Origin of the sequence: Egicoccus sp. AB-alg2, from assembly GCF_041821065.1 — a bacterium.
Lineage (GTDB): Bacteria > Actinomycetota > Nitriliruptoria > Nitriliruptorales > Nitriliruptoraceae > Egicoccus.
The window spans coordinates 106,153-128,879 of record NZ_JBGUAX010000009.1; the positions used below are offsets into that span (position 1 = coordinate 106,153).

Annotated in this window: 24 protein-coding genes; 10 read left to right on the top strand and 14 right to left on the bottom strand. The window is 72.5% G+C overall.

All coding sequences use genetic code 11. The annotated features are described in order from the left end of the window. The first annotated feature begins 80 nt into the window (after positions 1-80). Positions 81-266, top strand: a complete 186-nt coding sequence (locus ACERM0_RS18210; protein WP_373680048.1) for a hypothetical protein — start codon at positions 81-83, stop codon at positions 264-266. Between the two features lies 1 nt (position 267). Further along, on the top strand, positions 268-501 hold the full coding sequence (locus ACERM0_RS18215) for a DUF3006 domain-containing protein (protein ID WP_373680049.1): 234 nt from the start codon (positions 268-270) through the stop codon (positions 499-501). A gap of 21 nt (positions 502-522) precedes the next feature. On the opposite strand, the gene ACERM0_RS18220 is transcribed toward ACERM0_RS18215, so the two are convergent. The 6 genes from ACERM0_RS18220 to ACERM0_RS18245 form a co-directional block, all read right to left on the bottom strand. Continuing rightward, the gene (locus ACERM0_RS18220) at positions 523-1,359 is read right to left on the bottom strand and encodes a TIGR03943 family protein (RefSeq protein WP_373680050.1); all 837 of its coding nucleotides are present in this window, start codon (positions 1,357-1,359) and stop codon (positions 523-525) included. After that, positions 1,356-2,300: a permease gene (locus ACERM0_RS18225; protein WP_373680051.1), complete on the bottom strand. Its 945-nt coding sequence runs from the start codon at positions 2,298-2,300 to the stop codon at positions 1,356-1,358. Before ACERM0_RS18225 ends, ACERM0_RS18220 begins: the two co-directional genes overlap by 4 nt. A 138-nt stretch (positions 2,301-2,438) precedes the next feature. Further along, positions 2,439-5,354: a M14 family zinc carboxypeptidase gene (locus ACERM0_RS18230; protein ID WP_373680052.1), complete on the bottom strand. Its 2,916-nt coding sequence runs from the start codon at positions 5,352-5,354 to the stop codon at positions 2,439-2,441. A gap of 253 nt (positions 5,355-5,607) precedes the next feature. Continuing rightward, positions 5,608-6,015, bottom strand: a complete 408-nt coding sequence (locus ACERM0_RS18235) for a hypothetical protein (protein ID WP_373680053.1) — start codon at positions 6,013-6,015, stop codon at positions 5,608-5,610. 112 nt (positions 6,016-6,127) lie between these two features. Beyond that, complete coding sequence (locus tag ACERM0_RS18240) at positions 6,128-7,261, bottom strand: site-2 protease family protein (RefSeq protein ID WP_373680054.1); 1,134 nt, start codon at positions 7,259-7,261, stop codon at positions 6,128-6,130. Positions 7,262-7,375: 114 nt separating this feature from the next. Beyond that, on the bottom strand, positions 7,376-8,233 hold the full coding sequence (locus ACERM0_RS18245) for a (2Fe-2S)-binding protein (RefSeq protein ID WP_373680055.1): 858 nt from the start codon (positions 8,231-8,233) through the stop codon (positions 7,376-7,378). Positions 8,234-8,448: 215 nt separating this feature from the next. On the opposite strand from ACERM0_RS18245, the gene ACERM0_RS18250 reads away from it, so the two are divergent. Further along, complete coding sequence (locus ACERM0_RS18250; protein WP_373680056.1) at positions 8,449-8,802, top strand: cupin domain-containing protein; 354 nt, start codon at positions 8,449-8,451, stop codon at positions 8,800-8,802. Between the two features lie 20 nt (positions 8,803-8,822). On the opposite strand, the gene ACERM0_RS18255 is transcribed toward ACERM0_RS18250, so the two are convergent. Next, entirely contained in the window at positions 8,823-9,452 is a 630-nt protein-coding gene (locus ACERM0_RS18255; protein ID WP_373680057.1) for a LysE family translocator, read from the bottom strand. A gap of 116 nt (positions 9,453-9,568) precedes the next feature. Between ACERM0_RS18255 and ACERM0_RS18260 the strand changes: the two genes are divergently transcribed. Then, positions 9,569-10,129, top strand: coding sequence for a CGNR zinc finger domain-containing protein (locus ACERM0_RS18260; RefSeq protein WP_373680058.1), 561 nt, complete (start codon positions 9,569-9,571; stop codon positions 10,127-10,129). Positions 10,130-10,143: 14 nt separating this feature from the next. On the opposite strand, the gene ACERM0_RS18265 is transcribed toward ACERM0_RS18260, so the two are convergent. Further along, complete coding sequence (locus ACERM0_RS18265) at positions 10,144-10,629, bottom strand: MarR family winged helix-turn-helix transcriptional regulator (protein ID WP_373680059.1); 486 nt, start codon at positions 10,627-10,629, stop codon at positions 10,144-10,146. Positions 10,630-10,647: 18 nt separating this feature from the next. Between ACERM0_RS18265 and ACERM0_RS18270 the strand changes: the two genes are divergently transcribed. The 3 genes from ACERM0_RS18270 (at position 10,648) to ACERM0_RS18280 (ending at position 12,087) form a co-directional block, all read left to right on the top strand. Next, a complete protein-coding gene (locus ACERM0_RS18270) occupies positions 10,648-10,917 on the top strand; it encodes a hypothetical protein (RefSeq protein WP_373680060.1) in 270 nt (89 codons plus the stop codon). A 27-nt stretch (positions 10,918-10,944) separates the two neighbouring features. Beyond that, a complete protein-coding gene (locus ACERM0_RS18275; RefSeq protein WP_373680061.1) occupies positions 10,945-11,139 on the top strand; it encodes a hypothetical protein in 195 nt (64 codons plus the stop codon). Between the two features lie 93 nt (positions 11,140-11,232). Beyond that, positions 11,233-12,087 (top strand): PhzF family phenazine biosynthesis protein, encoded by an 855-nt coding sequence (locus ACERM0_RS18280; protein ID WP_373680062.1) that lies wholly within the window; start codon positions 11,233-11,235, stop codon positions 12,085-12,087. 36 nt (positions 12,088-12,123) lie between these two features. On the opposite strand, the gene ACERM0_RS18285 is transcribed toward ACERM0_RS18280, so the two are convergent. After that, entirely contained in the window at positions 12,124-13,764 is a 1,641-nt protein-coding gene (locus tag ACERM0_RS18285) for an RNA polymerase sigma factor (RefSeq protein ID WP_373680063.1), read from the bottom strand. A gap of 348 nt (positions 13,765-14,112) precedes the next feature. On the opposite strand from ACERM0_RS18285, the gene ACERM0_RS18290 reads away from it, so the two are divergent. The 3 genes from ACERM0_RS18290 (at position 14,113) to ACERM0_RS18300 (ending at position 16,892) form a co-directional block, all read left to right on the top strand. Beyond that, positions 14,113-15,237, top strand: a complete 1,125-nt coding sequence (locus ACERM0_RS18290; RefSeq protein WP_373680064.1) for a sensor histidine kinase — start codon at positions 14,113-14,115, stop codon at positions 15,235-15,237. Then, positions 15,234-15,923 (top strand): response regulator, encoded by a 690-nt coding sequence (locus ACERM0_RS18295; RefSeq protein ID WP_373680065.1) that lies wholly within the window; start codon positions 15,234-15,236, stop codon positions 15,921-15,923. Before ACERM0_RS18290 ends, ACERM0_RS18295 begins: the two co-directional genes overlap by 4 nt. A 234-nt stretch (positions 15,924-16,157) precedes the next feature. Further along, positions 16,158-16,892, top strand: coding sequence for a class I SAM-dependent methyltransferase (locus ACERM0_RS18300; RefSeq protein WP_373680066.1), 735 nt, complete (start codon positions 16,158-16,160; stop codon positions 16,890-16,892). A gap of 360 nt (positions 16,893-17,252) precedes the next feature. Here ACERM0_RS18300 and ACERM0_RS18305 read toward each other — a convergent pair whose 3' ends face one another. The 5 genes from ACERM0_RS18305 to ACERM0_RS18325 form a co-directional block, all read right to left on the bottom strand. Further along, positions 17,253-18,035: an ABC transporter permease gene (locus tag ACERM0_RS18305; RefSeq protein WP_373680067.1), complete on the bottom strand. Its 783-nt coding sequence runs from the start codon at positions 18,033-18,035 to the stop codon at positions 17,253-17,255. Then, positions 18,032-18,781, bottom strand: a complete 750-nt coding sequence (locus ACERM0_RS18310; RefSeq protein WP_373680068.1) for an ABC transporter ATP-binding protein — start codon at positions 18,779-18,781, stop codon at positions 18,032-18,034. The genes ACERM0_RS18305 and ACERM0_RS18310 overlap by 4 nt, the downstream gene beginning before the upstream one ends. 126 nt (positions 18,782-18,907) lie before the next feature. Beyond that, positions 18,908-20,179, bottom strand: a complete 1,272-nt coding sequence (locus ACERM0_RS18315; protein ID WP_373680069.1) for a RimK family alpha-L-glutamate ligase — start codon at positions 20,177-20,179, stop codon at positions 18,908-18,910. 62 nt (positions 20,180-20,241) lie between these two features. Next, positions 20,242-21,459: an acetyl-CoA carboxylase biotin carboxylase subunit family protein gene (locus ACERM0_RS18320; protein WP_373680070.1), complete on the bottom strand. Its 1,218-nt coding sequence runs from the start codon at positions 21,457-21,459 to the stop codon at positions 20,242-20,244. 13 nt (positions 21,460-21,472) lie between these two features. Beyond that, complete coding sequence (locus ACERM0_RS18325) at positions 21,473-22,714, bottom strand: acetyl-CoA carboxylase biotin carboxylase subunit family protein (RefSeq protein WP_373680071.1); 1,242 nt, start codon at positions 22,712-22,714, stop codon at positions 21,473-21,475. Between the last annotated feature and the right edge of the window lie 13 nt (positions 22,715-22,727).

Sequence of the window (22,727 nt, forward strand, 5' to 3'; positions counted from 1 at the left end):
TCCGGTCAGAGGCGATCCGGGCGCGCGACCGCGCGGCTCGACATGGTGTCGACACGACCCACCACGCAGGAGTCCCGCCGATGAGCGACGCCCGACGTCCCGAGGGCCGCGAACACGAGCCCGCCCCGCCGGAGCAGGACCTCGACCAGGACGAACTGGAGCGCACGTCCCGTGACGCCGGCGGCGACGGGCCTGCGGCCGGTACCCCGGAGGAACGCGAGGCCGTCGCACGCGACGAGGACGACACCTTCGGCGGGGACGCCTGACATGCCCGACGCCGAACCGACCGGCATCAAGCCCGACCGCGCGATGGTCGACCGGGTGGAAGCCGGCACCGCCGTACTGCTCGTCGGACCCGGGCGCACGCCGCTACACGTCGACGCCGCAGAGCTGCCGCAGTCGGCCGGGCCGGGCACCTGGGTGGTGCTGGACCTGCAGTCCACGCCGCCGCTGGTGCTGTCGGTCGACGCCGAGCTGTCGCGCGAGGGTCCAGCACGCTGACACCGACCGACATCCGGGCGATCAGTACTCGTACGGACTCGTGGGCCGTTCGATCTGTCGCTCGTCGACGACCTGCAGCACCGGGATCCCGACCGCTCCACCGTCGCCGTCGGGATCGTGGACGACGCCCTCGAAGCGGGCGACCACCTCCACCCAGGTGTCGTCGGGCAGCCCGGCGGTGCCGCCGGCGACCAGCACCTGGCGGACCGAGGCGTCCGCGGCGCAACACGACACGCTGAAGCGTGACAACCGGTACCCGGCGAACGTGTCGTCCCCGACGACGAAGCCGACGAGTCGCACCGGCGTGCCCGGCAACGGACCGTCGGGCTCGTAGAGCGCGCGCACGACGGTGTCGCCGAGGGTCATCGGCACGACGCCGTCGACCGGCTCGGGCAGGGGGCCGAGTTCGACGACCGGTTCCGCGACCCGGTTGGCACCACCGCGGCCCGCGGCGTGGGCACCGAGCGGCTCGGGGGCGACCAGGAGCAGGGCGAGGACCGGCACGAGCATCAACAGCCCGATTCGCGGCGCGTGCCCGTGGTCGTGCCCGTGCCCGTCGCCGTGGACGTCGCCGCCGTGCCCGTCGCCGTGGGCGGCCTGCAGCCGGTCGCGGTCCCGCTCGATGCCGCCGAGGCCCGCCTCGACGGGCCCGACGGCCGGTTCCGCCGCCGGCGCCAGTTCGTCCTCGTGCTCGCGTACCAGCGACAGCACGCCGAGGACGACCAGCACGACGGCCGAGGCGATCAGCGGCCAGCGCAGGTTGCTCTTCACGAAGGCGAGGTAGGCCTCGGAGAAGGTCAGGCGTGCCAGCACCACGCCGATGACCAGCAGCACCGCGGCCTGCACCTCGCGGTTCACAGCAGCCACCATCCGACCAGCAGGGCGAACCCCAGCGAGACGGCCAGGGAGAGCGGGGCGAAGCGCAGGACGAAGCGGCGTCCGAACACACCCGCCTGCATCGCGATCAGCTTGATGTCCACGACCGGCCCGACGACGAGGAAGGCCAGCCGCGCGACCATCGGGAACTGTGGGAGGCCGGCGACGACGAACGCGTCGGCCTCCGAGCAGATCGACAGCACGAGGGCCAGCACCGTGAGCACCAGGACGGCCAGGACGACGTTGCCGGCCAGCGTGTCGATCACCGACGGCGGCACGAGCGTCTGTGCCGTCGCCGCCAGGGCCGCGCCCAGGACGAGGTAGCCGCCGGCATGGAGGAAGTCGTGCCGCGTGGTGGCGACGAAGGTGCTGAGCCGGTCACCACGGTCCTGGATGCGCCGCAGGGATCGCAGGAGGGCCTCGTCGTCGCCCATGCGCATCCAGACCAGGCCCACCACCATCGCGGTCGCGAACGAGGCGAGGAAGCGCGCGACCACCACCTCGGGCTGACCGGGGAAGGCCACGGCGGTCGACAGCAGGACGATCGGGTTGATGGCCGGCGCGGCGAGCATGAACGCGAGCGCCGCGGCGGGTGGCGCCCCGCGGGCGACCAGGCGGCCGGAGATCGGGACGGAGCCGCATTCGCAGCCGGGTAGCAGCGTGCCGGCGCTGCAGGCGGCACCAACGGCCAGGGTGGGGTTGCGCGGGATGATCCGCGCGAGGAACGAGGGTGGGACCAGCGCAGCCAGGCCACCGCTCACGACCACGCCCAGCAGCAGGAACGGCGTGGCCTGGATCATGAGCGAGACGAAGATCGTCGACCAGGTCTGCAGCCCGGGAAGATCCAGGTACGGCGAGGCGACCCGCTGCAGCAGCGCCGCCGCGACGACCACGAGCACGACCGCCGTGGCCGCGACCGGCACGGTACGAGGCACGTCCGGGGCCGGCCCGGTGCGCGGAGGGGTCGGAGTGGGTGTGGTGGTCACGCGTACTCGCCGGACGAGAGACGTGGTGGACGGCGGTGGGGACGGCAGACGCGCCGTCCCCACCGCCGTGCCGGGTCAGCGGATGCGGATGTTCACCCGCTGGTAGTTGCGGCCGTTCCCGTCCGGGTCGTAGCCGCCTTCGATGTTGCCGGCCGCGTCGACGGCGAACCACCGCAGCACGGTGGTCTCCTCGATGCGGACCGGTGCGGCGGAGTCACGGACGTCGCGGCGCTCGACCACGTTCGAGTCGAACGTCGGACGCGACCCGTCCGTCGTGTAGTAGATGGTGGCCGGCTCCGACGTCGTCCACTCGACGTCCACGGCGCCGTTGTACCAACCGCCGTTCTGGACGTTGACGCGACTCGTCGGCGCGACGTCGTCGTCCTGGAACTCTGCGGCGACCTCCAGCAGGCCGTAGATGCCGCTGGCGAACTCCATCGCCTGGTCGAAGCCCTCCTCGGCGAACGGCGGGAAGAACCCGTTGATGGACTGCCAGCCGGTGGAGCCGGCGCCGGTGTAGCGGTTGGCGCCCGCCTCGAAGTTCCAGGCGAAGATCGGCGTACCCCGCTCGACCGAGCTGTACCAGACGTCGTCGGCCGAGTTGCCGGCGGCGGAGTACAACACGTCGATCGTCGGGCCGGTGCGACCCGGCTCGACCACCGTGCCGCGATGCTCGGCGATCTTGCCGAGGATCACGTCGGACGCCTCGAAGAAGTACTCCTCGACGCCGACCGACGGCCGCTCGAGCGGCACGCGACCCTGGGCCTGGTACGCCCCCGGCGCCCACATGAAGTACCCACCATGGGTGTGGATGTTCATGGAGAACCGGATGTTCGGGTGGTTGTCGATCAGCCAGACCTCGTTCTGCACCTCGGTCTCGCTCAGCGGTGACGGTCCGGCGAACACGTCGCTACGGCACGACGTGCTCGCGCCGGAGTACCCGTCCCACAGCGTGCCGACCCGGAAGTTGCGGTTGAGGTCGACCCCCCACTGGTTGCGGTAGGCCGGGTCCGATTCCGTGTCGTCGCAGTAGTTGTTCATGTTCCGCCGCTGCGAGGCGAAGTCGTACAGCGAGTAGTTGGTCCCGTCCGGGTTCACGGTCGGGATGATGAAGATGTCCAACTCGTCGACGTACCGCGTCGTGTCCGGGTCGGTGCCGTAGTTGCGCAGGAGTCGCTCGGCGGCCTCGAGCGCCACCACCGGCGTCACCCACTCGCGAGCGTGTTCCTGCGAGTAGGCGAAGACGCCGACCTTGGACCCGTCACGGTGCTTGCCGATCCGGATGGCCTTCACCGTCTGCGGCTCGCGGGAGATCTTGTCCTCCGGCGCGTTGAGGAAGTCCGACAGACCCGCACGCGGGCTCGTCGGCGTGACCCCGCCACCCGCGTTGCCGCGGTAGGTGTGGGCGTAGATCAGTTCGCTGGCGACCGGGTCGCCATTGATCGCGGCGACGATCTGCGCGGCCGTCCCCGTCGCGGCACCGGCGGCGTTGGTGGACTGGCTGACGGTGATGTCGTCGCCTTCGACCGAGACCTCCAGTGGTGCGTCGGGCACGCCCGGGTTCACGACCGCGAAGGTGAGGTCGTTGCCGCCCTCGTGGCCGTACGCCTGCGAGCGCACCACGACCGCGTTGGTCGCCAGGTTGCCGTAGGTGAGCATCGCGGGGCGCCGGTAGCCGTGGGACTGGTGTGGCAACTCGATGATCTCGGCCAGGTCGGAGAACTCGGCGACGAGCTCCTCGATCTTGTTGGTCGAGTCCACCGCGTCGGGATAGCCGGTGGTGATGAAGCCCCACTGGAACCCGTCGGGATAGCCGATCTCGTCGTACGAGGCCCAGGGCCGCGTCGGCACGGTGACGCTCACGTCCCCCTGCGAGACGGTCACCTCTTCGGCGATGCCGCCGACCAGGACCGACCGCGGCGTGCGGTGGTAGATGTACTGGCCCGCGTCGACGAACGGCGACAGGGTCCGGCTGAACTCCTGCCCGTCGATCTCGTAGCTCAGCACGACCGGGTCCTGCGGGTTCGAGCGGAACGTCGCCGTCGCCGGCAACCCGTCGATGATCGCCTGACCGTCGCTCTGCGACACCATGCCGGACGGGATCGTGATCGAGCCGTCGCTGCCACCGAGCGTGATCGGCGCGCTGGCCACGTTGTTCACGACCACGACGGCGACGGCACCGGCGGCCTGGGCGTTGCCGACGATCTCCACGAACGGACAGCCACCCCGCTCGGCCACCGCGATGGCGCCGTCAGGGAAACCGCTGAGCGGACCGCAACCCTGCCGCGGGTTGTCCCCGCCCGCGTCGACGACGGCGAGCGGCGCGGTGATGCCGGTCGCCGGAGCGGTGGGCCCGAAGGCGGCATCGGTGACGTCGTAGCCACCGGCGGCCGACGACGGCGCGTCGACACGCAGGCGGTTCGCGGCGCTGCTCCAGTCCTCGAGCCGCGCCTCGACCGAGAGGAAGTCACCGGCGTAGTTGGTGAACGTGTCGGCACGCAGGATCCGGATCGGGCCGGACTGGTCGACGACCGGTTCACGGCCGGCGGCACCTTGTCCGCGACCGACGCCGCGGTTCTGACGGCTGCGCTCCACGACCTCGCGGCCGTCGACGTTGCCCATGCGCTCCGCGGCCACCTCGGCCGGGTCCGGCAAATCCTCGAGGTCGAGGATCTTGACGCCCATGGCCGCCAACGTGTCGCGGTCGGATTCCGTGACGAACGCCGCGCTGATGACGGTCCCGTCCTCGGTCGGCTCCATGTAGTGGTCGAGATCGACCCCCTGCGACGCCAGCAGGCTGAGACTCATCGGGTCGTCGACCTCGATGAGCGCCAGCTGTGGGATCTCGGGTTCCAACTGCAGCGGCTCGTCGTCGGCGTGTGCTGACGGCGAGCCGCTGGACTCGATGCCCGGCAGGGTGATGACGAGCGCGAGTGCGAGAAGTGCCACGAGCAACGGCGAGATCCGCCGCAGCCTTCGGGTGGTTGCCACCAATCGGTCTCCCAGGTGCAGGCTCCGGCGGAGTACCGGAGCTCGAGCTCCCGGCGGACTCCCGCCAGCCGCACGTGAACGGGGACGCGGCCGATACCACCGAGAAGGCGCGACTTCAGTCGAGCGCTCAACGCGACGTCAACGAAGTTCAGTCAACGCTCAGCTCACGCGGCGACCGGCGCACGTCCAAGACCGATCGCCGCGGGGGCGGGCAACGGCGGTCGGCGGACGCCCCCAGAATTTGGTCGAGCACTCAGCGCGGTGCGGCCCGTCCCCACCGAGGTTCGGTCGCCAGCAGGTACAGCAGCGCGGCCAGCAGGACGGCCGACAGCCCCCGGATGGTGAGGCCCCAGACCTCGAAGGCAGGCTCGCGGTCGGCGGCGATGACGACGTACATGACGGCGAGGAGCACCTTGAGGGCGGCCGCGCCGGCCCACAGCACGCGGCTGCGGACGTACCACAGCAGCGCGGCGAGGACGAGGAAGATCACGCCGGCGACACCGAGGATGCCGAGCTCGCCCTCGTCGGCACGTCCCACCGACAACGCCCCGGAGAAGACGAGCAGGTAGACGGCGGCGATGGCCGCGGCCGTGCCCGCTGCGAGCCGGCGGGCGTGTTCCGGAGCGCGGTGTCGGGCGGTGGACAGGGTGGGAGCGGACATGATGACCTCGTTCGACCGGCGGCCGTCGGGAGCGGCCGCGCTCACCTCCCAGCCAACGGACGCACGTGCGCCGCTTGCAGGGACGAATGACCTCGGGAAGGAGGGCCGACCGTCAGCCGGCGCGGGTCCGCAACTCGGCGACGTCCACCGCCCGGGCCACGTCGGTGGCGGAGACGATGCCCACGATCCGGCCGGCATCCACGACCACCAGTCGCCCGTCCCGGCTGGCACCCATGGCCGGCAGCACGTCGACGAGGCGATCGTCCGGTGCGGCCCGCGGCACGTCCTCGGCAGGGCACGCCACGCGCATGATCGGCAGCACCTCGCGGTCCTCGGGCGGCACCTCCTTCACGCGCTGCAGGGTCGTCAGCCCCTGCAGCGACCCGTCCATGCTGACCACGGGGTACGCGGAGTAGCGGTGGCGCAGCAGGTAGGCGTCCAGCAGCTGACCGACCGTGAGCGTGTCCGGGACCGTGACCGGGTCGGGCGACATCACGTCGGCGACGCGGCGGTCCTGCAGCGAGCGCTGCAGACGCGCCCGCTGCTCCTCGGCACCCGCCGATGAGGCGATGAACCAGCCGATGAGCGCGAGCCACAACCCGCCGCCGCCGGGCATCATCAGGAAGAGCACGATGCCGAGCCCGATCATCACGAAGCCGAACTGCCGCCCGGCGCGTGTGGCGACGAGCGCGGCCTGCAGCCGGTCACCCTTGCGGCGCCAGATCAGCGCCCGCAGGATGCGGCCACCGTCGAGGGGAGCGGCCGGGACGAGGTTGAAGGCCGCCAGCAGCACGTTGATCACGGCCAACCAGGACAGCACCGCGAACGGCAGACCTGCCACGCCCAGACCACGCGCCAGGACGGCGATCGCACCGAACACGGCGCCGAGCACCAGGCTGACCAGCGGGCCGACGCCGGCGATGCGCAGGTCCGCCGACGGGTTCGGCGCGTCACCGCGCAGGCGCGCGACACCGCCGAACATCCACAGCGTGATGCCTTCGACCTCGAGGCCGTAGCGCTCCGCGACGAGGGCGTGCGCGAGTTCGTGCGCGAGCAGGGACGCGAAGAAGACGATCGCGGCCACCGCCCCGGCGATGCCGTAGGCCGTCGCCGAGTGGTCCGGGTACATCGCCGGGAAGCGGCCCGCCGCGAGGCCGACGAGCAGCAGCCAGAAGATGATGAGGACGCTCCAGTTGACGCCGACCCGGATGCCGGCGATCGTCCCCAGGCGCAGGGTCTCGTTCATGTCGGCCCTCGCGTCGATCCTCGCCGCTGCGGACGCTGCCGGCTCGATCGTGACGCCAGCCACGGCCGGCGACACCGGCCACAGGTCACCGGTCGTCGGCCGGAGGACCCGAGCTCAGTGGCGAGCTGCCTCGGCCTCGAGGTGGTCGCGCAGTCGCCGCAGACGGCTGTCGGGGTCCCGGAGCGGGCAGGTGGCGCAGTAGCCCTCGCCGCGAGGGTCAGGCGCGTCGCATGCCCGGTAGTACAGACAGCAGCTGCCTCTGACCACGTGGTGCGCGACCCCACCGGTCCACGGCACGAGCAGGAGGCGCGGCCGCACCAGCCGCCTCGCCAGTCGCCGTTCGAGTCCGTCCAGGAGTCGCTGCGTCCGCGACCACGTCCGGTCGGTGTCGGCGCCGCGTTCCCGATCGAGGTACAGGGCCTGACCGGCCAAGCCGTCGGCGACCGCACCCCAGATCGCGGACGCACCGACCGGCAACGACCGGCTCAGTGCCGCGACCACGGGTGCGGTGAGCTCGTGGATGGTCGCGGCCGCGGCCTCCAGCCCGTCCTCGACGTCGACGACGTTCCGGGGGGCGATCGCGAGCCCGTCGAACCAGCCGTCCGCGTGACGCCGGACGGTGAGGTCGACCAGGGGTGGGACCGGTGGCGGGGCGCCGGCGAGGGCGGGCAGCCCCACGAGCAACGCCGGTACCTGCGCGAGCCACGCGGCGAGCGCGGCGGCGGCAGCGCGGCGCTCGCCGATGCGCACGGTCAGCTCGTCCAGCCAGGCGGGTGCGGCGACGACGGCCGCGGTCAACGGCTGCCAGCCCGGCGGGGTGCCGACTCGTAGCTCGACGTACCCGGAGGCGGCGTCGAGTTCGGCCATCACCTGGGCGAAGCGGGCGAGCGGTTCCTCTCCTGGTCGGACCGACGCACCCGCCGAGGTGCCGACGCTCTTCGGCGCGGCTCCGGTGTCCACGTGCGCTGCCATCCAGACCTCGCGTCACTCACGCCTGCGTCGCTTGACGCAACAGGAGTTAGGCCAACCTAACCTCATGCCCGGGGGTGACGCAACGCCGGGCATGCGCAGGACCTCGACGAGCGCCCGACGACTCTGGCGCCGCCACCGCGGCCGGGGGCGATCGACCCTGCCGGTGGGCGTCGGCGTCCGGCAGCGTCGCAGTGACCGCCTCCACGGAGGGCGTCATGAGCGATCCCGCTGCCCTGCTGGCCACCTCGCAGTTCGTGCTCGACGCGCCGGGCGTCACCGGACGCCACCGCGAGCCGCTGTACCCGGGCGTGGAGTCGACGTTGTTGTGGCGCAACGAGCGAGCGACGGCCGGTGTGCTGTGGATGAGCGCCGGCTCCGTCGTCCCCGAGCACCGGCACGCCGCGGCCGAGCACCACGTCTGGCTGGCCGAGGGTCAGGTCGACGTCGCCGACCGCACGCTCACGCAGGGCGCCTACTGGCACGTCCCGCCGAGCGTCGAGCATGCGGTCCACTGCTCGCCGGCCTGTGACAGCGTGGTCTTCTATCTCTACCTGCGGACGCGCCCGTGACGCCGATGCGGTCGTGCGGCTCAGACGTGGAGCACCTCCACCAGCAGGAACGCGGCGATCGACGCGAAGACGAGCGCCGCGCCGACGTCGAGCACGACCGGCAGGCGTGACCCCCTGGCCAGTGAGGCCCGGATGCGGCCTGCGGCCAGGCCGGCGGTGACGTCGATGCTCAGCCCGACCACCAGGAAGAGCAGACCGAGCACCACGAACTGCAGGGTCGGGCTGCCGCGGTCCGGCCGGACGAACTGCGGCAGGAAGGCCGCGAAGAACAGCACGACCTTCACGTTGGCGAGGTTCGTCACGAAGGCCCGACGCAGGATGGCCCCCGCGCCGTCCGGGCCACGCTCCGGGATACCGGCGTGCCGGGCGGCGCGCAACGTCACGGCGGCCAACCACAGCAGGTAACCCGCGCCCAGCAGGCGCACGCCGTCGAGCAGTACGGGCGCCGTCCGGAGCAGGGCGGCCAGACCGAGCGCGGCGAGCGTGGTGTGGACCAGCATCCCGCCGGACATGCCGAGCGCGGCCAGCACCCCGGCGCGAGGCCCGCCGGCGATGCCGGAGGCGACGACGAAGGCGAGGTCCGGCCCGGGCGCGGCGCAGACCAGCGCGGTGGCGAGCAGGAACGTGGGCAACAGCTCGGGCGCCGGCACGGGCCACCTCCCCACTGGACCTTTTCGGTCGTAACTGCCTTTTGGCTTTCTGCACGTTACGGTGACGCGGTGCGGCGTGCAACCCTCCAACGACCGATGACGGTTACACTGGGGCGATGACGACGTGGACGGACCCGGTACCGCTCGCCTGGATCGTGGCGGTGGTCAACGAGTACGGGACGCGCGCCCGCGAGGCCGCCGGCGAGCGTGAGCGGCCCTATCCGTCACCGGAGACGTTGCCCGAGCCTCCGGCGCTCGCCGGCCGCCTGGACGTGCCAGCCCTTCGCGAAGTCGCCGACCGGCTCGACCCGGTCTTCGCGGCGTCGACGGCCGAGGCGGCGATCGACCACCTCGACGGTGTGCTGGTGGAGTTCGCCCCCCTGACGCGGGTGCAGGCCGTGGGCGGACGACCCATGCTCGCCTGGCAGGCGGCGGCAGGGATGCCGGCCGTTCTGAGCGCCTGCGCGATCACGTTGGTGCAGGCCCTGGGCGAGGGGGCGGGCGTGCGACGACTCGGCACCTGCGACGCCGAGCGCTGCGGTGACGTGTACGTGGACACGTCGCCGACGTCGACGCGCAGGTTCTGCTCGACCACCTGCCAGACCCGCACGAAGGTCGCTGCCCACCGTCGACGCCGGCGTGAGCGGCCGACGTCCGCCACGACCGCCAGCGACTGAGGCACGCGACGGGCTCAGCTGCCCTCGGCAGCCTCGAGGATGCGTCCGAGATCACGCGCCAATCGTTCGCGGGCACCAGCGGGCAGGGCCGCGAGCAGGTCGTTCTCGATCTGCAGCAGCTGCTCGACCAGCCGCGGGAGCAGTTCCTCACCGGCCGCCGTGAGATACAGCAGGCGTCCGCGCCGGTCCTCGGGGTCGGGTCGGCGCTCCAGGTATCCGGCCCGCTCCATACGGTCGAGCCGCGCCGTCAGCGTGCCGGACCCCACGAGTTGGGTACGGCGCAGGTCGAGCGGGCGCAGGCCGCCGCCCTCCCGCCACAGCGGCGCCAAGACGTCGATGTCGCCCACCTGCAGCCCGTAGGGCTCCAGCAGCGCGTTGCGCCGCAGCTCGGCGAGACGCGCCAGCCGGTAGACACGCCCGAAGACGGCCATGCCCGTGAGGTCCCAGTCCGGCCGGCGAGCGGCCCACTGGGCGACGACGTGTGCGACCTGATCCACCATGCCGAGCCAGGTTAGTCGATGACGACTCTGACGTCGTCGAGCGTTGAGCGCGCGAATGCTCTCCCGCCCTTGTCTGTCGATATCGACATAATTATTGTCGATATCGACAGACCTCGCTGGACGGAGCCCACGATGGAACACCTCACCACCTACCGGACCACCGATTGGCCGATCACCGCACCCCGTCGCCACACGACGCGGCCGATCGCGGCGCGACGCGTGCGTCGGCTGCTGGCGCTGCGCCACGCATCTGCCCGTCATGGCGAACGCGGCGACGACCGCCACTGAACACCGCACCAGACACGAGGAGAAGCGATGGATCCGCTGTTCGGCAAGGTGCTGTTCGACACCTTCTGGGACCCGGTGCCGCACACCCGGCGTTCACCGAGCACCTCGGGGCTCAGGTCCCGGCGCCTCGGCGCGGCGATGCGACGGTTGGTGGCCCGGCCACTCGGCATCGCCCGCCGACTCCCCCGACCGCCCGCCACGCGGCCCGCGCCGTGCTCGTGATGCGCTTTCGGCGGCGCGGCGGGGCCACGGGTGGTAGCTCTGCCCAGCCCGGCTGCGCCGCGAGCGCGCCCCTTTCGAGTCCGGTGGGAGACCATGCCCGAAGCCGCTGCGACGATTCACCGCCTGGCGGCGTTCACGACGGACCCGGATGGCGGGAACCCGGCCGGGGTCGTGATCACCGACGCACCACTCGACGCGCTGCAGATGCAGGAGATGGCCGCGGACGTCGGCTACTCGGAGACGGCCTTCCTCGTGCCCTCGGGCGACGACCGCTACACCGTGCGCTACTTCGCCCCGATGGCCGAGGTGCCGTTCTGCGGCCATGCGACGATCGCCGCAGGCGTCCTGCTCGCCGGCCGCGAGGGTCCTGGCACCGTCCGGTTCGACACCCCGGCCGGCGCCGTCACCGTCGAGTTGTCGGTCGACGACCGCAGCCGGGCCCTGGCCACGCTGACGTCCGTCGAGCCCTCGGTGGAACCGGCCGCGCCAGACGTGCTTGACGCGGCGTTGTCGGCGCTGCGGCTGCGACGGGAGGAGCTCGATCCGGTGTTCGAGCCGGCCGTCGCCTTCGCCGGCGCCCTCCACTTGCTGCTGGTGCTCCGCACGCGCGAGCGGTTGGCCCGCCTGGATTACGACTTCGAGGCCCTACGCGCGCACATGCTGGCGCACGGGCTCACGACCGTGGCGCTGCTGTGGCCGGAGCGCATCGACCGTTGGCACGCCCGCAACGCCTTCCCGGTGGGCGGGGTCGTCGAGGATCCGGCGACCGGGGCCGCCGCGGCGGCGACGGGCGCCTACCTGCGCGCGTCGGGACACCTGGCCGCCCCGGCGCGGTTCGAGGTCCTGCAGGGCGAGGACCTCGGGCGACCGTCACACCTGTACGTCGAGGTGGCGGCCCTCGGCGGCATCCGCGTCTCGGGGCATGCGGTCTCCATGCCCACGCCGTGACGCGACATGCCTCGGTCCGGACGGGCCGGGCGGTCGTCAGCCGAGGCGGGCGTCGGCCGTGACGGTGTCACCGCTGACGCCCGTCGCGACCAGCGTGAACGTCGCGGACGGCGTGGCGGCGCACACGGGATGGCGATCGGCCCGGCCCGGCAGGCCGGTCTCGACCACCGTGTCGCCGATGCGCAGCCGGAGGTCGGGGGCATCCGCCGTCACCCAGGAGGCATGCACCGGGAAGGCACCGTCCTCGCACGGGAACTGCCCACGTGCCGCCACCACCTCGAAGGTTTCGATGACCGCCCGCGGCGTTGTCTCGCCGTCCTCCTCCGGTGGATCGCCCGCGTCGGGCGCGTCGGTGTCGCGCGCCGGCCCGCCCGGCGCCGGTCCGTTGGGTGACGGCACCGGCGGGGATGGCGACTCTCCGCCCCCGCCGGCGGGTGCCTCGCCGGGCGGCGCGAGCACCGGATCGTCCCCGGCCGGCGCGTCGCCGGAAGCGTCCGGGGCACCGAGGGGCGGCGGGGTGGGTGCCGGGAGCACCGGGACGACCGCAGGATCCTCGCCACCGCCGGGATGGGGCGGCAGTACGAAGGTGGTCGGTGGGTCGAGGTCGGCGGCAGCGTCGGTCGGTTCCGCCGCGGCCGGGTCCTCGTCCGCCGCCGGCACAGCGGGCGGTGGGACGGCGCCTTGCGGGCCGACGCCGCCTCCGGCGAGCGACCACACGAGCCCGGCGACGGCGAGGCCCAGGACGGCGACGCCCACGCCGGCGCCCGCACCCAGCCACCTCCCGGCCCGCGGGCCGCGTGGCGCCACGTCGGGGGTGCCCACCGAGGCGGCCGTCGGCTCGACTCCGAACGCGGGCTCGCGGCCGGCCGCCGCGACCGGCACCCCCGCCTGCTGCAGGCCGGTCAGGACGCGGTCGGCCAGCGTGGCCGGCATCGCCGCGATCGGCACCCCGGCGAACAGGCCCGCCGGCGCCACGACGGCCGCCCGTTCCTGCTCGCACGTGAGGCAGCCGTCGGCATGCCGCTCGATGAGCGTGACGGCGGGCGCCCCGAACACCTCGACGTCGGCCGCCGCCAGTTCGGCCGCAAGCCGCTCGCAGCGCGGACGTCCACCTCGCCACAGCAGCCAGGCACGGATGGCGACGCCCAGGCGCTTGCGCAGCCGGAACAGGACCTGGTGGGCCGCGTTGGGCGCGATGCCGAGATCGGCCGCGAGTTCGCGCGGCTCGAGGCCGTGGCGAAGGTGCAGGTCCAGCACGCTCGCGTCCCGCTCCCCCAGCGCGGCCGCGGCGGCCCACACCAGATCGCGGCGCTCCCCACGCTCGTGGACGAGGACCGGGTCGGTCACCTGGGCGCCCGCGTCCTCGGCGATCCGGCCGGCGAGCGACTCGTGGTCAGCGGTGGCCACGGCACGACGCTCCTGCTCGAGCCGGTCCAGGGCACGGTTGCGGGCGATGCGCGACACCCACCCGCCGAACGCCGCCGGCTGCTGGAGGCGGTCGAGTTGCTGCCACGCCGTCAGCAGCGTCTCCTGCGCCACGTCGGCCGCCAGGTCGCGGTCGTGCAGGATGCGCCAGGCGATGTTCCAGCATCGGCTGGTCCAGCGTTCCACCAGCGCCCCGAAGGCCGCGGGCTCGCCCGACCGCGCCGCGACGACCAACTCCTCGTCGGTTCGCACGGGCGCCCCTTCCCGGCTCGTCGTCGGCCAGCATGTCACGACACCGGCGCCGGTGTCCCGGCCCGGGCTCGCGGTAGGCGGGCGGAGACGGACGCGGCGTGGGTGGTGGTCGTGACGCCCATGGGAGCTCCTCTCCGTGTCGAGGTCGGTGATGCCGGCCTCCGGGACTCCTGACGACGCAGCGACGGTCGCCTTACACGCCGCCTCCACCCACGGCCGGTGGCGCGCGGCCCTCGGCGGTCACCGTGCACCTCGCGCGCCGCGGGCCGCGGACCGGACGGTGCGTGCGGGGCCATCCATGACGATCGGCACGGGCCGGCCGGTCGGGCGCCTCCTAGGGTCCGGGTCGTGCGCCGCATCGATCCCGACCTGCTCGCCGGCTCGCTCGTCACGCTGTTGTGCGTGGCGACGGGCCTGCCGGTGCTGCTCGTCCAACTGTCCGGCGAGGATCCGACGACCGGGCCGGCGTGGCTGTGGTGGCTGGCCTTCGCCGGCTTCGTGTCGACGTTGATCGGCTCGACGTGGCTGGCCGAACAGCTGCCGCGGCCGGCACTCGTGCGGGTCTTCGCGGGCCAGGTGCTGCTCGGCCCGGTCGTGGTGCTGCTGGCGCCACGCGTCGGCTGGACGCCGATCCTGCTGGTGTTCACGGCCGCGCTCAGCTGCTATCTCGTCTCGCGGAACGTCACGGTGGCGATCGTCGCCGGCAATGCGGTCGTGGCTGCCGTGGCCGCCTGGTGGTCGACCGGCCGGGCGCTCGACACGGTGCTCAGCGGCCTGCTGTACCTGCTGTTGCAGTCCGTCAGCGTGGTCGCCGTGCTCGCGCAGTTGCGGGTCGAGCGCTCCCGCCGGGAGCTGGCCGAGACGCACACGCAGCTGCGGGCCGCGACAACGCTGCTGGAGGATCAGAGTCGCGGTACCGAGCGGCTGCGGATCGCGCGTGACCTCCACGACGTGGTCGGACACCAGTTGACGGCGCTGACGCTCGAACTGGAGGTCGCCAGCCACCACGCCACCCCGCCGGCGGCAACCCACCTCGAGCGTGCCCGCACCATCGCCCGGACGCTGCTGCGCGACGTCCGCGACACCGTCGACGAGTTGCGGGAGGAACGGCCGGACCTCGCCGGGCTGGTGGCGGACGTGGTCGCCGACGTGCCGCGTCCGGCCGTGCACCTGTCGATCGACGAGGCACTGACGGTGGACGAGCGCCGCACCGTCGCGGTCGTGCGGTGCGTGCAGGAACTGCTCACCAACGCCATCCGGCACACCGACGCCCGACACCTGTGGATCGACGTGACCGTCGACGACGCGAGCGGCCTGCTGCTGACGGCGCGCGACGACGGCAACGGCACCCACGAGGTCGTCCTGGGCAACGGTCTGCGCGGCATGCGCGAGCGCGTCGAGGCACTGGGCGGGACGGCCACCTTCGCGGGCGGTGCCGGCTTCCCCGTCACGGTCCGGGTGCCGGCCCCGTGATCCGCGTCGTGCTGGCCGACGACCAGACACTGGTCCGCCGAGGGATCGCCGGGCTGCTCGCACTCGCCGACGACGTCGAGGTGGTCGGCGAGGCGGAGGACGGCGACGGCGCGCTGGACGCCGTGGCCACCCTGGCTCCGGACGTGCTGCTCCTCGACCTTCGGATGCCGGGGCGTGACGGCATCGCCACGCTGCAGGCGCTGGCCGAACGCGGCGACCCGACACCGGTGCTGGTGCTGACCACCTTCAACGACGACGAACTGGTGCTGCAGGCGCTGCGCGCCGGCGCACGCGGCTACCTGCTGAAGGACGTCACCCTCGAGCAACTGGTCGGGGCCGTGCACACCCTGGCGACCGGCGGCACCTCCGTGCAACCGGCCGTGACCCAGCGCCTGCTGCGCGGCCTGCAGGGCGGGACGGGACGCACCGACGACCACGGCGACCCGTCCGGTCCCGTCGATCCGCTGACGCCTCGTGAGATCGACGTCGTGCGGCTGATGGCCAGCGGACTGGCCAACCGCGAGATCGCCGCCGCGCTGCACCTCGCGGAGGGGACGGTGAAGAACCTCGTGTCCGCGGTGCTGCTGAAGCTGGGTGTGCGCGACCGCACCCGTGCGGTGCTGCGCGCGCTGCACCTCGGTCTCGTCGGCGTGGACGGGCCCGACGACGGCGCCCACCGCCGCTGAGCCCGGCTCGGCCACCGCCGAAGCGCTCCCGCAGAAGCCAGCGCGCCGAGCACGCGGTCGATCCCCTGACGCACGGCCGGCTCAGCGTCACACCGGTGCGCCCTCGGCCCGACCATGCGTCGCTGGCTCGACCGTGCGGCGCTGGCTCGACATCGCCGTTGGTCGGTCCCGGACGGGCGAGCGTTCGGCACGGCGCTGCCGCATCGGGCATCGGCGGCTCCCTAGGCTGGGGACATGCTGACCGATCCGTATGGCGACCGCGACCTGGTAGCGCTCTACGACCTCGACAACCCCGGCGGCGGAGATCACGACTTCTACCGCGCATTGGCCGACACCTTGGACGCCCGCCGGATCGTCGATCTGGGCTGCGGCACCGGACTACTCACCCGCCGACTCGCCAAGGCAGGTCGCTCGGTCACCGGCATCGACCCGAGCCCCACCATGCTCGACTGGGCCCGCCGGCAGCCGGGTGCCGAGGCGGTCACCTGGCTCGAAGGGGACGCCACGTCGATCCTCCCGTCGGGCGACGTGGATCTCGTGCTCTGCACCGGCAACGCGATCATGCACCTCGACGGACCCGCCCTCACCATCGCCACGAGACGCATCCATGACGGCCTCCGGCCTGGGGGCGTCGTGAGCTTCGAAACGCGCAACCCGACCGCGCGCGAGTGGGAGGAATGGACGCGTGAGGCGACCTACGACGAACGCCACACCCACTTGGGGATGCTGACGGAGTGGGTGGAGGTCACCGACGTCACCGGCGGGCGTGTGACCTTCGACGCCCACAACGTCTTCCCCGACGGCGACGACCGCGTGTACACGAGCGTCCTGCACTTCCGTGACGCCGACGCCATCCGGGCCGCGCTCCACGACGCCGGCTTCGACCGTGTCGAGATCCGTGGCGGCTGGGGTGGAGAGAACGTCACGAGTTCGTCCCGCGTGCTCGTGGTCCGCGCCGAGCGCGCCTGACGCCATCCTCCGTTCTGTTCCCCCGTGGCCGCGAGCGCCCCCGTTCGCCCGAGACGGTCAGCTGGGTCCGCTGTCGCTACCTGCGGGTCTCGGTGGTGCCACGACCGTGCTGCCGCCGCTCGTTTCGCTCATCTCGCCGGATGCCCGCCGACGCCACGACGGCCGTTCCAGCGATCGCCAGTGGGATCGGCAGGAACGTCATCAAGGTCTCCCCCAGCGTGGCTCCGGCCCCGTAGAGGAAGCGCTGCAGGACCCCCGCAGAGGTCTGATGGACGAGCGAGGCGGTGACCAGCGCTGCTGCGGTCGTCGCACGGCCAGCCGAAGGGGTCGGGAACGCCGAGTCGGCGCCGCCCGGCGACGTCAGCGGTCCCACCGGAACCAGACCGCCGCGAGCGCGCCGGCCACCACGGCGGTGGCGGCGAGTGCCAGCAGTGGGGTGAGCGGCAGGGCCTGACCCAGCCATGCGGCCTGCAGGGATTCGTGGGCCGCGCCGAACGGCAGGACCCGTCCCACGGACGCCATGGCGTCGGGCAACGCCTCCATCGAGGTGAACAGGCCGCCGGTGGCGCCGATGGCGAAGAAGATCGTCAGCCCGAGTGCGACCGACGCGTTCGGGGTGGGCGCGACGGCGGCGACCAGCATGCCGAGGGCGTACATCGCCGCCGTCGCCAGCGTCATGACACCGACCACCGCCGCCAGGTCGCGGGGGGCGGCCAGACCGAACATGGTGGCGGCGACGCCCAGCGCGATCGCCACACCGAGGATCGTCTGGACCAGGCTCGTGAGCAACTGGGCGACCAGCACCATGGCGGGATGCACCGGGGTCACCGCGAGACGCCGCAGCACGCCCGTCTTGCGATAGGTGGCGAGGAAGCTCGGCATGTTCACCACGCCGACCAGGGCGACCACCATCACGAGCACGAGCGGGACGACGTAGACGTCGAACACCGTCATTCCGCCCCATCCCGGGACCACCTCCTGCGCGTCCAGGCCGGCCAGCACCATGATCAGCACCGGCATCCCGATCGGGACCAGGAGTCCGGAGGTGTCGCGGGCGACCATGCGTGACTCGGCCAGGCCCAGCTGCAGCCACGCGTCGGGGCCGGGCCGGAGCCCGCGACCGGGGAGGGCGTGCGTGCTCATCGGCGACCTCCGTCGGCGTCGGTGGTCGTGCGGGAGGTGAGCGCCAGATAGGCGTCCTCGAGGCTGGCCGAAGGCGGCAGCCCGGCGGCCGCCGCCAGCCCGTCGGGCCGGTCGAGGGCCACCACCCGTCCGCGGTCGAGCACCGCGACGCGGTCGCAGAGGCGCTCCACCTCCTCCAGTTGGTGGCTGACCAGCACGATCGTCACGCCCTGGTCCCGCAGGTCCTCCACCAGGCGCCAGATGCCGCGGCGCGCCTCGGGGTCCAGCCCGGTGCTCAGCTCGTCCAGGAGCGTGACGCGCGGGTCACCGACCAGGGCCAGGGCGATGGACAGCCGCTGCTGCTGTCCGCCCGAGAGGTCGTCGAAGCGGGTGTCGCGCTGCTCGTCCAGGCCCAGTGAGCGCATGAGCTCGTCCGGGTCACGCCCCCGCGGGTAGAAGGAACGGAACAGCGTGACCAGCTCGTGGACCTTCAGGGCCCCGTGCAGAGCGGCACGCTGCAGCTGCACACCCAGCACGCGGCGCAGGGCGGAGCGGTCACGCTCCGGGTCCAGGCCGAGCACGCGCACGCGGCCCCGGTCCGCCCGTCGCAGGCCCGCGACGATCTCGACCGTGGTCGTCTTGCCGGCGCCGTTGGGGCCGAGGACGCCGAAGATCTCGCCGTGGCGTACCTCGAAGCTGACGTCGTCGACCGCCACGGTGTCGCCGTAGCGACGGTGCAGTCCCTCGACCTCGATGGCTGCGGGCACGGCCGTTCCCTTCGTCGTCCGATCGACATGGACGGTAGGGACGGGTGCGGCTGGCCTCGCGTGTCGCGCGTCATGACCTCGACCCATGACGATCGACACCCCCGGCCCCGCTGGCGGAGGGTGTGGTCACGCACGCCCGTGACCGGATGCGGCCCCGGGAACCGGCCGCGGTCGGTGCTGGTCGTCGGCCCAGGCCCGCAGCAACCCCCGGTAGTGCTCGACGAAGTGGTCGTGCTCGTGCGCGGGGAAGGTCCCCTTGACGGTGTCGACGACCAGCCCGTCGAACCAGTCGGAGCGGACGAGATCCACCATCGCTTCGTCGACGTGCCCGAGATGCTCGGCGCAGAACGCGTCGTAGGCGTCCTGTTCGAAGTACTCGTCGGTCAGCCGGTGGTAGGCAGCGAGCTTGTCGCCCTCGTCGAGGTCCTGGTCGTCGGCGATCTGGAACCAGCGATCGGGGTCGAGGTTGATCCGCATGTTCCGACTGGTGGCGGCACAGAACACGCTCCACTTCAGCAACGTCTTCATCGCCCACGGGAAGTAGTAGTGCAGGCTCGTGATCGACACGTCCGGGCAGGCGTTGGCGTAGTCGATCGGCTGGACCAGCCCGTCGGTCACGAGCGTCTCGCAGGAGTTGAACTCCCACCGGAAGAACGCGTTGACGATCCGCCCGATCGTGCGCACCTCCTGCCCCACCCCCGGGGACAGGAAGTCGTGATCGACGAGGTAGCGGGCATGGTTCGGCTGCGACGGGTCGAAGTGCATCGTCATGGTCTCCGCACCGATCGACAGGGTGCGCACGAACACGTCGAAGTCGACCGCGGCCTGCAGGTGCATCAGCCGCTGGCCCGAGTCGTCGTACGCCTCCAGCAACTCGTCGGCGTCGTCGATCCGGGTCACTCCCACCCAGGCCCCGCCGTCGTAGGGCTTCATGTACAGCGGGAACCCGACCTGCTGGGCGATCTCCTCGAGGTCGAAGGCCTGGTTGTAGCGGGCCGCGGTGTAGGCGAACCGCGAGTCCTGCGGCGGGTGCTTGTGCGGCAACAGCCACGTCTCGGGGACGTGCAGCCCGAGTCGCATCATGGCGCAGTAGGCGGCGTGCTTCTCCATCGCCTGGAACGTGAACGGGTTGTTGAGCAGGTAGACCCCGTCCATCATGGCGACCTTCTTCAGCCACTCGCGCGGGACGTAGTACCAGTGCGCGAGCCGGTCGATCACGAGGTCGTAGCGCGGAACGGCGCGCAGCCGGAACGGTTCGATCGTGACCCGTTCGGTGCGGAACGTGTGGGTCTCCCCGCCGTGCTCGATCTTGAGGTCGAGCCGCCGGACGAGCTCCTCGAAGGTCGACGACCAGTCCTCCTCCATGCCCAGCAGCAGGCCGATCAGGTGCTCGCTCACGTTCCGTCTCCCGTGCGGTCGTTGCCGTTGGTCGACCCGCCCCTCCGGCGGGCCGCGGTGGGTCACGCCGCGTGCAGGTGTAGTTCCGCGGCGAAGCGGTCGGCCATCTCCAGGGTCGCCCCGAGGTTCGGGTGGCGCACGATCAGCACGCCGTCGGCGGTCACCGAGGCCCGCCAGTCCTTGCGGGGCGCGCCGATGGGGGCGAGGTCGAGGGTGACGACGTGGTCGCCGTACTCGCTCAGCAGCCGCGTGAGCCCCTCCACGTGGGTGATGCGCCCCTGCCCGCGGGCACGCTTGAAGACCGCCGCGGCGTTGTGACGCCGCTCGATCGGCCGCGACACCCGACCGTGGACGACCGCCTCCGCCCAGGCCACGAACAGGTCGCTCTCCGTGGCGTGGTTCATGACCTCGACGGTCCGGGCCCCCGGCGACCGGGCACCGATCTCGCCGAAGACCACCTCGCCGTCGGGCTTGCGGTACCACTCCATGTGGGTGAACCCGTCGCGGAATCCGAGCGCGTCGAGCACCGCCCGACCCATCTCGCGCCCGCCCTGCAGGTCGGGGACCTCGAGGTCGCGCAGCGCGACGTACACGGGGCTGATCCACTCGTTCTGCCGCATGACGAGCGGGCGGGGCCGGTACCAGCCGATGTTCTCGAACAGCACACGCCCGTCTGCGCAGATCGTGTCGTAGGTGAACTCCTCGCCGTCCACGAACTCCTCGACGCTGACCACCGGCACCGGGCGGAGCAGCGGCAGCACCTGCTCGAGCTGCCCGGCGTCGTCGACCCGGTACGTGTCGGCGGAGCCGTAGCCGGCGATCGGCTTGACGATCAGCGGGTAGCCGATGCGTTCGGCGATCGCCCGGACCCCGTCGGCGGTCGTCGCGGTCTGATGCCACGGCGTCCGGATCCCGGCCTGGTCCAGCCGCTGCTTCATCAGCTCCTTGTCGCGGAACCGCTCGGTCTGCTCGCCCGTGAGCCCGCGGACACCGAGTGCCTCCCGCAGCCGGGCGGCGAGCCCCATGTAGGGCTCCCACAGGCACTCGACGCGCTCGAACCGGACGTGACCGAGCACCGAGGCGACCGCGTCCAGGGCGGCGCGCTCGTCGGTGAGCGACCGCACGTGCAGGTGGTGGGTGAGCGCGTCGCGGGCCGTCGGCGGCAGCGCGTCGACGTGCTGGTCGCCGAGCCCGATCACCCGGGCGCCGACCTGGGCGAGCCCGCGGGTGAACTGGGCCATCTCCGCCGGGTAGCCCGGCGAGATCATCAGCACGTCCATGGTTCCTCCCGTCTCAGCCGAGTTCGACGCGCAGACCGCCGAGGATCCGCTTCACGGCGTCGACGACCACCCCGGTGTCGTGGTCACGCACGATGACCCAGCCTTCGCCCTCGTAGCCGTCGCCGGCCGGCTGCCCCGGCGTCGGCACGCGGGCCTCGGCCACCAGGTGTCCGAGCTCGGCCTGGAGCGCGTCGATCCCGTGCACGGCGACCACGCGGCTGCCGGGGGGCGCCGACCCGGCGGGATGCTGCCCCCGCAGGTACACGGTGCCGACGGCCCACCGGCGCTCGGGCGGTTCGAAGCGGTCGAGGATCTCGATCCCCGCCCAGGCGCGGTGGAGATCGACGTCGTGGGCGTAGGCGATGGCCGCGCTGAGCTGCGCACCGGGTGGCCGGGCCGCGACCTCGGAGACGGCGACGCTGCCGTCGCCGCGCCGGAACCACTCCAGGTGGGTCAGGCCGCGCCGGTGCCCGAGCGCCCGGACCGCGGCAGGGCCGGCGGCGTCGATGCCGCCGTAGGTGTCCGCGTCGAGCTCACGGGGCAGCAGGACGGCCCACTGCATCCAGGGGTTGCGGAGCACCTCCAACGGGGTCGGCAGGTAATGGGAGATCGAGCGCCACACGACGTTGCCGTCGACCGTGACGCTGTCGAAGGAGTGCTCGTCACCGACCACGAACTCCTCGAGGAGCGCCGGCGCGTCGCCCGACGGTGCCTGCACCGCGAGCCAGCCGCGCAGCGCGTCGGGACCGTCGAGGCGGAAGGTGTCGCGTGCGCCGGCGCCCGCAGGGGGTTTGACGACGACCGGGAACCCGACGTCGTCGACGAAGCGGGTCGCCTCGTCGGCGGAGCGCACGAGCCGGTGCCGCGCACAGGGCACGCCCGCCTCGCGCAGCACCTGCTTCATCCGGCTCTTGTCCCGGAAGTTGCGTGCGGTCGCGACGTCCATGCCGCTGATCCCGAGCGACTCGCGCACCTGCGCGAGCGGGACCTGCAGCTGTTCGAGGATCCCGACCAGCCGGTCGACCCCGCCGAGCTGTCCGGCCAACCCCCGCACGGCGGCTTCCAGCTGGGACGGATCGAGCGCGTCGTCGACCCGCCAGTGGGCGACCAGGCGCTCGCGGAGGTGGGGTGGCAGCCGGTCGGCGGGCTCGTGGGTCACGATGCCCACGCGGACGTCCGGGAGGTGCGTCGCTCCCGTGACGAAGCGTTCGGTCGCCTCGAGCAGGTACGGGGCGACGAAGACCGCGGTGACCATGCCGCGGACCCTA